Raw genomic sequence first — 11,218 nt, 5'->3', positions numbered from 1 at the left:
CCGGGGCCGGTCCGGCCCCGGCCCACCCGTCGAAGGCGGACGGCTCGGTTATGCCGTGGGCGCCTGCGAGCCGGACGCCTCCTCGAGCGCCTCGAGCTTGCGGGCGAGCGTCGCCGCGTCGTACGGGCCGGTGTGCCGGCGGTTGCCGACGAAGAACGTCGGGGCGCCGCGGGCACCGCTGGCCTCGGCGCTGGCGGCGTCCGCCCGGACCCGGGCGGCCGTCCTCTCGTCCTCGAGGTCGCGGAGGAACCTCTCGACGTCGAGTCCGAGGTCGGCGGCGTAACCGGCGGTGTCCTCGTACTCGAGCTCGTCCTGGTGTTCGTAGAGCAGGTTGTGCATCTCCCAGAAGCGGCCCTGGTAGTCGGCGGCGACGGCCGCCCGTGCGGCGAGTTCGGCGTGCGGGTGCACGTCGGGCAGCGGCAGGTGCCGGAAGACGTAGCGGAACCGGTCGCCGAAACGTTGCCGCAGTTCCGCGGTGACGCCGGTGGCGCGGGCGCAGAAGGGACACTCGAAGTCGCCGTACTCCACCAGGGTGAGCGGTGCGTTGGGAGGTCCGAGGATGTGGTCCGTCTCCGGGTCGACCGGGCGGTCCAGGTAGCGGGGCAGGTCCGCGTCCGTCTCGCCGCGCAGGACGGCGGCCAGATGGAACACCAGCCAGCCGATGGCGACGGAGAACACGGCCGCGAGCAGGACACCGACGGTGGCCTCGGCGCGGATGACCGGGTCCTCGAAGGCGAGCCCGACGATCAGCAGGGAGACGGTGAACCCGATCCCGGACAGGACGCCGCCGCCCAGGACATGGCCGTGGCCCACCCCGGTCGGGAGCTTTCCGAGGCCGGTCCGGGTGCCGATCCAGGAGCCGCCCCAGATGCCGAGGAGCTTTCCGAGGACGAGACCGACGACCACGGCCCAGGTGACGCGGGACGTCAGGGCGTTGGTCAGGACGCCGTCGCGCAGGTCGACACCGGCGTTGGCCAGCGCGAACACCGGGACGATGATGTAGCTGGACCACGGGTGGAGGACCGTCTGGAGTCGCTCGTTGACGGAGACGGCCTTCTGGAGTCCCCTGCGTGCCGTCTTGCCGACGTCCGCGAGGGGGGACTGGCGGAAGGCGCGGAAGAGCCGCGCGGCCTGCTCCACCCCCTCCCGTGACGGGCTCGTGGCGGGGATCAGGAGACCGCCGAGCATGCCGGCGATGGAGGCGTGGAGGCCGGCCTGGAGGGTGGCGAGCCACATCACGAGGACGACCAGGACGTACGGGGCCGCCTGCCAGACGCCGAAGCGGGTCAGCGCGGACAGGATCACGCCCAGGACGAGCGCGATGATCAGCTCCGGCACGCTGATGCTGCCGGAGTAGACCACGCCGATCACGGTGACGGCCACGATGTCGTCGATGACGGTGATGGCCAGCAGGAAGACGCGCAACTGTGTGACGAACCGCGGGCCCACGATGGCGAGCGCGCCCAGCATGAACGCCGTGTCGGTGCCGATGACGATGCCCCAGCCCATGGCGGCGTCACCCCCGGGCGCGATCAGCAGGTACAGCAGGACGGGCACGACCATGCCGCCGATCCCGGCGAGGGCCGGGATCATGATCCGGCTGCGGCTGTTCAGCTCGCCCACGGAGACCTCGTAGCGGACCTCCAGACCGATGACGAAGAAGAACAGGGCCATCAGCCCGTCGTTGACCCAGTGCCCCAGGTCCATCGACAGCTCGGCGTTGCCGAGGGAGAGGGACAGGTCGGTGTGCCAGAGGGAGGTGTACGACTCCGACCAGGGCGAGTTCGCCCAGATCAGGGCCACCGCCACCGCCACCAGGAGCAGACCCGCGCTGCCCGCCTCGGTCGCCATGAAGGTGCGGACCCGGGTGGACAGCTGGGCTCCCAGCTCGCTCCTCCGCGACTGGGACTGGGAGTCCCCGGACTTCTTCGTGCGCCACATCATCAGGGACTCACCGCCCTGGTCCGGCCTCTGGCCGTGGCCGGCCGGCGAGGGAAGAGGGGAATGGTGCTTCGGTCAGATCGCTGATCTTGAAAATTTCTACACATGTTTTCCAATTCTCGTACAACCATTCGGTGCGGTCCCGTATCTGATCATGTGAGTCAACAGACTCCATGGTCTCTCGGGTCCCGGTCGTAACGACGAGCCGTTGGGTGAGGTACCCAAAAAACGCCGACCGCCGGAACCCTCTCTTCACGTGGGGAACGCATGCGCATTCGTGCCACCGTCGCCGTACTCTCCGGCGCCCTGGCCCTTTCCGCCCTCGCCGTCCCGGCCGCGCAGGCCGACGGCCCCGACGGTCTGAACCTGGACAAGACCACCGCCGCCGAGCGCTTCGGCACCTCCACCGGAAAGTCGGCGTTCCGCGCCGCGGCCGCGGCATCCGCGCTGCCCACTGTGTCCAAGGTCACGGTGAACGCCGGCAAGGACATCACCGTCGGCACCACCAACGCCAAGACCTTCACGGTCTCGGTGACCGCCCAGCACGCCACGGGCATCCTGGACGCGTACGTCGACCTGTGGCACGGCCCCGACTTCGAGGAGGGCCTCGACGGCCTCCTGATGCCGAACGAGGACTTCGCCACGTGCACCGCCGCGAGCGCCACCACCTCGACCTGCAAGCTGACCGTCACCGCCGTCCCCGGCAGTGACCTGTACAAGAACGCGCTGGCCGGCACCTGGAAGGTGACCGTCGGCGTGCTGGCGGGCGACGAGAGCGTCTACTGGAACGACTACCAGCAGACCCACCGCGTCCAGCGCATCTCCAAGCTGACCGTGAACGCCGCGCCGGAGCCGGTGAAGAAGGGCAAGACCATCACGGTCACCGGCAAGCTGTCCCGCGCCAACTGGGAGACCTTCAAGTACGCCGGCTACGCCAACCAGTCGGTGAAGCTGCAGTTCCGCAAGAAGACCTCCAGCACCTACACCACCGTCAAGACCATCAAGACCAACTCGACGGGCAACCTGAAGACCACGGTCACGGCCTCCGTCGACGGTTACCACCGCTTCAACTTCGAGGGCACCTCGACCACCCCGGCCATCAAGGCCGCGGGCGACTTCGTCGACGTGAAGTAAGAAGCTCTCCCCGGGCAACCGGTCACGCGGCCCCCCACCTCACCAAGGTGGGGGGCCGCGTCGGTGTGAGGCCGGTACCCGCCCGCCGGACCGGGCGCTAAGCGGGGAAGCGCCGGTCGACCCACCTCCACAGAACCTCCAGGGCGGCCGCCGCCACCACCGCGATGCCGACCGCGGCCCACGGCATCGTCAGCCCGACCAGCTTCAGCGCGAAGAACTCCTGGAGCCACGGCACGACCAGCACCAGCAGGAACCCGGCGCCCATCGTCGCCACCAGCCCGATCCGCCACCACGTGTACGGGCGGGCGATGATCGCCAGCACCCACAGGGAGATCAGGAACAGCGTCAGCGTCGCCGCGCTCGTCTCCGCGTCCAGCGCGCCCTCACCGCTGTAGTGGTGGCGGGCGAGCAGATAGGTGGCGAAGGTCGCCAGCGCGGCCAGCACACCGCCCGGGATCGCGTACCGCATGACCCGCCGTACGAAGTGCGGCCGCGCCCGCTCCTTGTTCGGGGCGAGGGCCAGGAAGAACGCCGGGACACCGATGGTGAGCGTGGACAGCAGCGTCAGATGGCGCGGCAGGAACGGGTACTCCACCTGCGAGCACACCACCAGCACCGCGAGCAGCACCGAGTAGACGGTCTTCACCAGGAACAGCGTCGCGACCCGGGTGATGTTGCCGATCACCCGCCGCCCCTCGGCCACCACCGACGGCAGCGTGGCGAAACTGTTGTCGAGCAGCACGATCTGCGCGACCGCCCGCGTGGCCTCCGAACCGGAGCCCATGGCCACCCCGATGTCGGCGTCCTTCAGGGCCAGTACGTCGTTGACCCCGTCGCCGGTCATCGCGACCGTGTGCCCGCGGGACTGGAGGGCGCCCACCATGTCCCGCTTCTGCTGCGGGGTGACCCGTCCGAACACGGTGCCCTCGTCGAGCGCCCCGGCCATCGCCTCCGGCTCGGAGGGCAGCCCGCGCGCGTCGACGACGGCCCCCGTCAGCCCGAGCTTCCCGGCCACCGCGCCGACCGACACCGCGTTGTCGCCGGAGAGGACCTTGGCGTCGACGTCCTGGTCGGCGAAGTACGCCAGCGTGTCCGCCGCGTCCGGCCGCAGCCGCTGCTCCAGCACCACCAGCGCGACGGGACGGACACCGACGGCGACCTCGGGGTCGTCCAGGGCCCGCTCGGCACGGGCGAGGAGCAGCACCCGCAGGCCCTGCTCGTTCAGCCGTCCCGTACGGGCCAGGGCCGGGTCGTCGGCGTCGAGCAGGACGTCGGGTGCGCCGAGCAGCCAGGTGGAGGCGGGGGAGCCGGTCCCGTCGTCCTCGGCGAGGGCGGCACCGCTGTACTTGCGGGCGGAGGAGAAGGGCAGGGCGCCGGCGCGCCGCCAGCCGCCGGGGGCGGGGTAGGCCTCGGCGATCGCCCGGAGCGAGGCGTTCGGCCGCGGATCGGAGACGCCGAGGGCACCGAGCACGTTCCGGACGTACGCCTCGTCGGTGCCGGTGTCCGTGTCCGCGCCTGCGTCCGTTCCGGTGTCCGGGCCTGCGCCGGTGTCGAGCAGGTGCAGTTCGGTGACGTCCATGCCGCCCTCGGTGAGGGTGCCGGTCTTGTCGAGGCAGACCGTGTCGACGCGGGCCAGGCCCTCGATGGCGGGCAGCTCCTGCACCAGGCACTGCTTGCGGCCCAGCCGGACGACCCCGATCGCGAAGGCCACCGAGGTGAGCAGCACCAGCCCTTCGGGCACCATCGGAACGATCCCGCCGACCGTGCGGGCGATGGAGTTCTTCAGCTCGTTGTCCTTGACGAACAGCTGGCTGACGATCAGCCCGGTCGCGGTCGGGATCATCATCCACGTCACGTACTTGAGGATCGTGGAGATGCCCGAGCGCAGCTCGGAGTGGACCAGGGTGAACCGGGACGCCTCCTCGGCGAGCTGCGCCGCGTACGCCTCGCGCCCCACCCTGGTCGCCTGGAAGGCGCCGCTGCCCGCGACCACGAAGCTTCCGGACATGACCTGGTCCCCGGGCTGCTTGACCACGGGATCGGCCTCGCCGGTGAGCAGCGACTCGTCGATCTCCAGCGAGTCGGTCTCCGCGCACACCCCGTCGACGACGACCTTGTCACCCGGCCCGATCTCGATCAGGTCGTCCAGCACGATCTGCGAGGTGCCGATCCCGGCGCTCACCCCGTCCCGGCGCACCGTCGGCCGTGCCTCGCCGATCACGGCCAGGGAGTCCAGGGTCTTCTTCGCCCGCCACTCCTGGATGATGCCGATCCCGGTGTTGGCGAGGATCACGAAGCCGAACAGGCTGTCCTGGAGGGGCGCGACACCCAGCATGATCACCCAGAGGACGCCGATGATCGCGTTGAACCGGGTGAAGACGTTCGCGCGGACGATCTCGGTCAGCGACCGGCTGCTGCGCACCGGCACGTCGTTGACCCGCCCGAGGGCCACCCGCTCCGCCACCTGGGCGGAGGTCAGGCCGGTCACCGGTGAGGTCGGGGAGGCAGGCTGCGCGGCACCGGACCGCGTGTCCGCGTCGAGAGGCGTCATGCAGACGACGGTACGGGGGCCGGAAGGGCTTCACCCACCGGATGCGCCGAAGATCCGACCCGGGGAGGAGCGGGGGTGGGCCCGTGGTGGTACGGGAGGTGCGGGCGGTCGGCCGACGGACCTGCCGGCCGGGCCGTCAGTCGGCCGAGGGGGTCGGGGAGGGGCCGCGGAGGGGTTCGGCCTCCGGGGTCCCGGAAGCCGCTTCCGCGGCGTCCACGGTCTCCGAGGTCCGGGCCGCCTGGGCCGCCTGCGCGGCCTGTATGCGCTTGATCGCCGTGTCGCGCCGGCGGACGTACCAGATGCCGATGAAGCCGAGCCCGCCGCCGGCCAGGCAGGTCCACAGCCACCAGGTGTGGCCGCGGTCGTCGAACCAGCCGTAGAACGGCAGCTGCACCAGGAAGAGGGCGAACCAGATGATCGTGCCGCCGACGATGGTGGCGACCACGGGGCCCTCGAGGGGCTCCGGTGCCTCGTGCTGGGGGTTCCCCTTGACGATGTCGGAGAGACCCGAGAAGAAAGCGGCCATGCGGACAGCTTACGAGGAGCGGAGGGTGTGATGTTCGCCGCGTCCGCGTCACGTCGCCTTCGCTCGTCTACGCGCGGAGATAGCGGCGGTGTCGTTATATGTTCATACTGAATCTGTTTGTCTCTGGCCGCTTCTGTTCGTAGAAAACACCAAAGGGCTTTCGATAGAGCCCGCCGGTGATGAGGTTTCCGCATGTCCACGTCGGCCCCCGCCAAGGCTCCGATGCCCGATCAGCCGGGGCCCGGCCCCGACTCCGGCGCACTGGACCGCTACTTCAAGATCTCCGAGCGGGGCAGCTCCCTGCCCCGCGAGATCCGTGGCGGCTTCGCCACCTTCTTCGCGATGGCCTACATCATCGTGCTGAACCCGATCATCCTGGGCAGCGCGAAGGACATGTACGGCAACCAGCTCGACAACGGTCAGCTGGTCACCGCGACCGCCCTGACGGCGGCGTTCACCACGCTGCTCATGGGCGTCATCGGCAACGTGCCGATCGCGCTGGCCGCCGGCCTCGGCGTGAACTCGGTCGTGGCGCTCCAGCTCGCCCCGCGCATGTCCTGGCCGGACGCCATGGGCATGGTGGTGCTGGCCGGTTTCGTCGTCATGCTGCTGGTCGCCACCGGTCTGCGCGAGCGCGTGATGAACGCCGTCCCGCACGGTCTGCGCAAGGCCATCGCCATCGGTATCGGCCTGTTCATCATGCTGATCGGCCTCGTCGACTCCGGTTTCATCTCCCGCATCCCGGACGCCGCGCACACCACCGTGCCGATGCAGCTCGGCAGCAACGGTCACCTCACCGGCTGGCCGGTCCTCGTCTTCATCCTCGGCGCGCTGCTCACCCTCGCGCTGATCGTGCGCAAGGTGCCCGGCGCGATCCTCATCTCGATCGTCGCGATGACCGTTCTCGGCGTGATCATCAACGCCGTGGCCGACATCCCCTCCTGGGGCCTGACGACCCCGACCTGGCCCGGCAACCCGTTCGCCACCCCCGACTTCGGCCTGATCGGCGAGGTCAGCCTGTTCGGCGGTTTCGGCAAGGTCGGCGTGCTGACCGGCGTCCTGTTCGTCTTCACCGTGCTGCTGTCGTGCTTCTTCGACGCGATGGGCACGATCATGGGCATCTCCGACGAGGCCAAGCTGACCGACGGCGAGGGCCAGATGCCCGGCATCAACAAGGTCCTGTTCATCGACGGTGTCGCGGTCGCCGCGGGCGGCGCCAGCTCCGCCTCCGCCACCACCGCCTTCGTGGAGTCCACCGCCGGTGTCGGCGAGGGCGCGCGCACCGGCTTCGCCAACGTCGTCACCGGTGCGCTCTTCGCCGTCGCGCTGTTCCTCACGCCCGTCGCCACCATGGTCCCGTCGCAGGCGGCGACCCCGGCGCTGCTCGCGGTCGGTTTCCTGATCCTGGCGGGCTCGATCAAGGAGATCGACTGGGCGGACTACACCATCGCCATCCCGGCCTTCGTGACCATGGTGATGATGCCGTTCACCTACTCGATCACCAACGGCATCGGCATGGGCTTCATCACCTTCGTGGTGCTGCGCCTGGCGGCCGGGCGCGGCAAGGAGGTGCCGGTGCCGCTGTACGTGGTGTCGGCGGTCTTCGCCTTCTACTACCTGATGCCGGCGCTGGGCCTGACCTGACCCGACCCGGCCTGACCCGACCCGGCCTGACCCGACCCGGCCTGACCCGACCCGGCCTGATCGGCACCGGCCCGGCGGGAGAGGCGCTACGGCTCGCGGTACGGCTCCGCGCCGCGGCTCAGGTGACGTCGTAGAACTTCTCCGTCTCCTCGACGGCGGTCTGGAACCGCTGGTCGAAGTCATCGCGAATGAGCGTCCGGACGACATAGTCCTGGACGCTCATTCCGCGTTTGGCGGCATGCTGCCGGAGCCGTTCGAGCAGCTCGTGGTTCATGCGCAGGCTGAGTACGTCGGTCCCCATGGGCATGAGCGTTGCCGCACATCCCGGCTCGGTGTGTCCGCATCCACGCCAGGATCACTCATATGAGTGGTTCGAGTGAGCGATTCGACCGAACGGTCCCGCGTGTGGGTGGTCGACGTCACGGGCGCCGGTGGAACTTGAGCTCGACCCGAGCAGTCCTTTAGCGAGAGTAATGAGTTAAGCTAAATAACATGCCGGACCTCAGCCAGGGTGACGACGAAGCCGCCGTGAACGCCCTTCGATCCGCAGTGATGCGCCTGTCCCGTCGACTCAAGCACCAGCGCGTCGACGAGTCGCTCAGCCCCACCGAGATGTCGGTGCTGGGCACCCTGGCCCGCTGCGGCCGGGCCACCCCGGGCGAGCTCGCCCGCAAGGAACACGTCCAGCCGCCCTCGATGACCCGCATCGTGGCGCTGCTGGAGGCCAAGGAGCTGGTCCGGCTGGAGCCGCACCCGGACGACCGGCGCCAGAAGGTCGTCACGCAGACCGAACAGGCGGAGGCGATGCTCGAGGAGAGCCGCCGCAGGCGGAACGCCTTCCTCGCCACCCTGACCGAGCAGCTCGACGAGGACGAGTGGGCGAAGCTCCGTGCCGCCGCCCCCGTCCTGGAGAAGCTCGCACACATCTAGGAAACCCAGTAGCTGTCACCAGGAGGCGAACCTTGAGTACGGGACCCGGAGCAGATTCCGCCCCCGCACCTGACACCCACGACACCCCGACCGACCCCGAGGCGCCGGACCGGGCCACCCGCACGTCCAAGATGTTCTCCTCGCTGAAGGTCAGGAACTACCGCCTGTTCTTCATCGGCCAGGTCGTCTCCAACATCGGCACCTGGATGCAGCGCATCGCCCAGGACTGGCTGGTGCTCACCCTCACCGCCTCCTCGGCCGCCGTCGGTATCACCACGGCCCTGCAGTTCCTGCCGATGCTGCTGTTCGGCCTGTACGGCGGCGTCCTCGTCGACCGCCTGCGCAAGCGCCCCACGCTGCTCGTCACCCAGTCGGCGATGGCCCTCACCTCGCTGGCGCTCGCCGCCCTCACCCTCACCGGACAGGTCGAGGTCTGGCACGTCTACGTCGCCGCCTTCGTCACCGGGCTGGCCACGGTGGTCGACAACCCCGCCCGCCAGTCCTTCGTCGCGGAACTCGTCGGCCCCGGCCAGCTGCAGAACGCGGTCAGCCTGAACTCCGCGAACTTCCAGTCCGCCCGGCTGGTCGGCCCCGCCGTCGCGGGCCTGCTGATCACCGGCGTCGGCACGGGCTGGGCGTTCCTGCTCAACGGCCTGTCCTTCGTCGCGCCGCTGGCCGGCCTGCTGATGATGCGGGCCCGCGAACTGCACGCCGTCACGCCGTCCCCGCGCGGCAAGGGACAGCTGCGGGAGGGGCTGCGCTATGTCGCGGGCCGGCCCGAGCTGCTCTGGCCCATCGTCCTGGTGGGGTTCATCGGCACCTTCGCCTTCAACTTCCCCGTCTACCTCTCGGCCTTCGCCGACGACGTCTTCCACGGGGGCGCGGGCGTCTACAGCCTGTTCAACACGCTGATGGCGGTCGGTTCCCTGGCCGGCGCCCTGCTCGCCGCCCGGCGCGGCACGGCCCGGCTGCGGCTGCTGATCCTGGCGGCGGTTGCCTTCGGCGGACTGGAGGTCGTGGCGGCCGGGGCACCCACCCTGTGGCTGTTCGCCCTGCTCATGATCCCGATCGGCCTGTTCGCCATGACGGTCAACGTCACCACCAACACCAGCATCCAGATGGCCACCGACCCGGCCGTGCGCGGTCGCGTCATGGCCCTGTACATGATGGTCTTCCTCGGCGGCGCGCCCGTCGGCGCCCCGATCGTCGGCTGGATCACCGACACCTACGGAGCCCGGGTGGGCCTGGCGACGGGCGGTGCCATCGCGGCCCTCGCCGCCGCCGTGATCGGCCTGATCCTGGCCCGCGTCGGCAACCTGCGCCTGACGGTCGGCTGGGACGGCGGGCATCCGCGGATGCGGTTCGTGCCGCGCATCCCGGGAGGCGCCGGCCCGGACGGCATGTCGGTGGCGGCCGTACCGGCGGGGGCGGTCAGTCGCGGGGGAACTCGTCGGTCCTGAGGACGAGGCCGACGGCCGTCCCGGTCAGGTCGACCTCCTCACCGAAGCCGAAGCCGAAGCCGACGGTGCCGTGGTACGCGCCGTCCTTCGGCAGGGTGTGCAGGTGCCACTCGCCCGTGTACGGGTCCACGATCAGGTATACGGGGACACCGGCGGTGGCATAGGTGTCCTTCTGTGGCGTCATGAAGAGGTGGCCCCCGACGATCTCGGTCTTGTAACCCGCGGGGACGGGCAACTTCTCCAGCTACTCGAACATCGTGCCGAGCGTGAGCTCGTCTCCGGTGTCGGCCATCGCGATCCTGTCTTCGAGGATGGTCATCGTGGCGCTCCTCCCCGGCTGCCCCTCCCTGCGCACAGCCGCGCGGTACGACGATACGCACGGTGACCAGGATGCGTGCGGGTGTACATGTGTTCCCCGGTAAGACTGGGCACATGAGACTCTTCGCCGCCGTGCTGCCCCCCGAGGACGTGTCCCGCGAGCTTGCCGTCGAGGTCGAGGCGCTGCGGCGGCTGCCCGGCGCGGAGGGCCTGCGCTGGACGGGCCGTCCGGGATGGCACCTCACCCTCGCCTTCTACGGCGAGGTCGACGACGATCTCGTACCCGGGCTGACCGCCCGCCTGGAGCGGGCCGCGTCCCGCACCGATTCCTTCCGGCTCGCTCTGAGCGGTGGCGGCCAGTTCGGGCACGGGCGGGCGCTGTGGGCCGGGGCGGACGGTGACCTGCGCACCCTGCGCCTGCTCGCCGAGCGCGCGGAGGCGGCGGGGCGGAAGGCGGGCGTCGACATGGGGGAGCACCGCCGCTACAAGGCCCACCTGTCGCTGGCCCGCAGCCGCACCGGCGTCGACGCGCAGCCGTACCTGCGGGCGCTGGCCGGGTTCCGGAGCCGGGCCTGGACCGTGGGCGAGGCGGCGCTGGTGCGCAGCAACCTTCCGAGGTCGGGTGTACCGGGCGAGCAGCCCCGTTACGAGGTGGTCGCGCGCTGCCCGCTCGGGGCGTCCGGTTAGGCTCGATGGCGTGGACCCGAAAACCCG

At 70.2% G+C, this 11,218-nt stretch carries 10 protein-coding genes; 5 read left to right on the top strand and 5 right to left on the bottom strand.

The window, feature by feature from the left end:
- Positions 1–48: 48 nt before the first annotated feature.
- Positions 49–1,941, bottom strand: coding sequence for a Na+/H+ antiporter NhaA (nhaA, locus tag OHB56_RS19105; protein WP_406359146.1), 1,893 nt, complete (start codon positions 1,939–1,941; stop codon positions 49–51).
- A 267-nt stretch (positions 1,942–2,208) separates the two neighbouring features.
- On the opposite strand from nhaA, the gene OHB56_RS19100 reads away from it, so the two are divergent.
- Positions 2,209–3,075, top strand: a complete 867-nt coding sequence (locus OHB56_RS19100; RefSeq protein WP_406354638.1) for a DUF5707 domain-containing protein — start codon at positions 2,209–2,211, stop codon at positions 3,073–3,075.
- A 97-nt stretch (positions 3,076–3,172) separates the two neighbouring features.
- Here the strand turns inward: OHB56_RS19100 and OHB56_RS19095 are convergent, their stop codons facing one another.
- Both OHB56_RS19095 and OHB56_RS19090 read right to left on the bottom strand, forming a co-directional pair.
- Entirely contained in the window at positions 3,173–5,626 is a 2,454-nt protein-coding gene (locus OHB56_RS19095; RefSeq protein WP_406354636.1) for an HAD-IC family P-type ATPase, read from the bottom strand.
- Positions 5,627–5,762: 136 nt separating this feature from the next.
- Entirely contained in the window at positions 5,763–6,152 is a 390-nt protein-coding gene (locus OHB56_RS19090; RefSeq protein WP_406354634.1) for a DUF2530 domain-containing protein, read from the bottom strand.
- 192 nt (positions 6,153–6,344) lie between these two features.
- Here OHB56_RS19090 and OHB56_RS19085 point away from each other — a divergent pair, with 192 nt between their 5' ends.
- Positions 6,345–7,796, top strand: a complete 1,452-nt coding sequence (locus tag OHB56_RS19085) for an NCS2 family permease (protein ID WP_055596678.1) — start codon at positions 6,345–6,347, stop codon at positions 7,794–7,796.
- Between the two features lie 118 nt (positions 7,797–7,914).
- On the opposite strand, the gene OHB56_RS19080 is transcribed toward OHB56_RS19085, so the two are convergent.
- Complete coding sequence (locus OHB56_RS19080) at positions 7,915–8,097, bottom strand: hypothetical protein (protein ID WP_055596685.1); 183 nt, start codon at positions 8,095–8,097, stop codon at positions 7,915–7,917.
- A 191-nt stretch (positions 8,098–8,288) separates the two neighbouring features.
- On the opposite strand from OHB56_RS19080, the gene OHB56_RS19075 reads away from it, so the two are divergent.
- Both OHB56_RS19075 and OHB56_RS19070 read left to right on the top strand, forming a co-directional pair.
- Complete coding sequence (locus OHB56_RS19075) at positions 8,289–8,726, top strand: MarR family winged helix-turn-helix transcriptional regulator (protein WP_055596679.1); 438 nt, start codon at positions 8,289–8,291, stop codon at positions 8,724–8,726.
- Between the two features lie 32 nt (positions 8,727–8,758).
- Positions 8,759–10,186: an MFS transporter gene (locus OHB56_RS19070; protein ID WP_326753369.1), complete on the top strand. Its 1,428-nt coding sequence runs from the start codon at positions 8,759–8,761 to the stop codon at positions 10,184–10,186.
- On the opposite strand, the gene OHB56_RS19065 is transcribed toward OHB56_RS19070, so the two are convergent.
- On the bottom strand, positions 10,158–10,430 hold the full coding sequence (locus OHB56_RS19065; protein ID WP_406359144.1) for a hypothetical protein: 273 nt from the start codon (positions 10,428–10,430) through the stop codon (positions 10,158–10,160). The genes OHB56_RS19070 and OHB56_RS19065 overlap by 29 nt on opposite strands.
- A 188-nt stretch (positions 10,431–10,618) precedes the next feature.
- On the opposite strand from OHB56_RS19065, the gene thpR reads away from it, so the two are divergent.
- A complete protein-coding gene (thpR, locus tag OHB56_RS19060; protein WP_406354633.1) occupies positions 10,619–11,191 on the top strand; it encodes an RNA 2',3'-cyclic phosphodiesterase in 573 nt (190 codons plus the stop codon).
- Positions 11,192–11,218 lie beyond the last annotated feature (27 nt).

The organism is Streptomyces sp. NBC_01635 (genome assembly GCF_045209715.1).
GTDB lineage: Bacteria > Actinomycetota > Actinomycetes > Streptomycetales > Streptomycetaceae > Streptomyces > Streptomyces hirsutus.
Note: the sequence above shows the minus strand (reverse complement) of the source record. Positions and strands in the feature narration are given on the sequence as shown.

Excerpts from the sequence above, each read along its gene's own strand:
- nhaA (WP_406359146.1), bottom strand. The coding sequence starts at position 1,941 with ATGTGGCGCACGAAGAAGTCCGGGGACTCCCAGTCCCAGTCGCGGAGG.
- OHB56_RS19095 (WP_406354636.1), bottom strand. The coding sequence starts at position 5,626 with ATGACGCCTCTCGACGCGGACACGCGGTCCGGTGCCGCGCAGCCTGCC.
- thpR (WP_406354633.1), top strand. The coding sequence starts at position 10,619 with ATGAGACTCTTCGCCGCCGTGCTGCCCCCCGAGGACGTGTCCCGCGAG.
- OHB56_RS19100 (WP_406354638.1), top strand. The coding sequence starts at position 2,209 with ATGCGCATTCGTGCCACCGTCGCCGTACTCTCCGGCGCCCTGGCCCTT.
- OHB56_RS19085 (WP_055596678.1), top strand. The coding sequence starts at position 6,345 with ATGTCCACGTCGGCCCCCGCCAAGGCTCCGATGCCCGATCAGCCGGGG.
- OHB56_RS19090 (WP_406354634.1), bottom strand. The coding sequence starts at position 6,152 with ATGGCCGCTTTCTTCTCGGGTCTCTCCGACATCGTCAAGGGGAACCCC.
- OHB56_RS19080 (WP_055596685.1), bottom strand. The coding sequence starts at position 8,097 with ATGGGGACCGACGTACTCAGCCTGCGCATGAACCACGAGCTGCTCGAA.
- OHB56_RS19075 (WP_055596679.1), top strand. The coding sequence starts at position 8,289 with ATGCCGGACCTCAGCCAGGGTGACGACGAAGCCGCCGTGAACGCCCTT.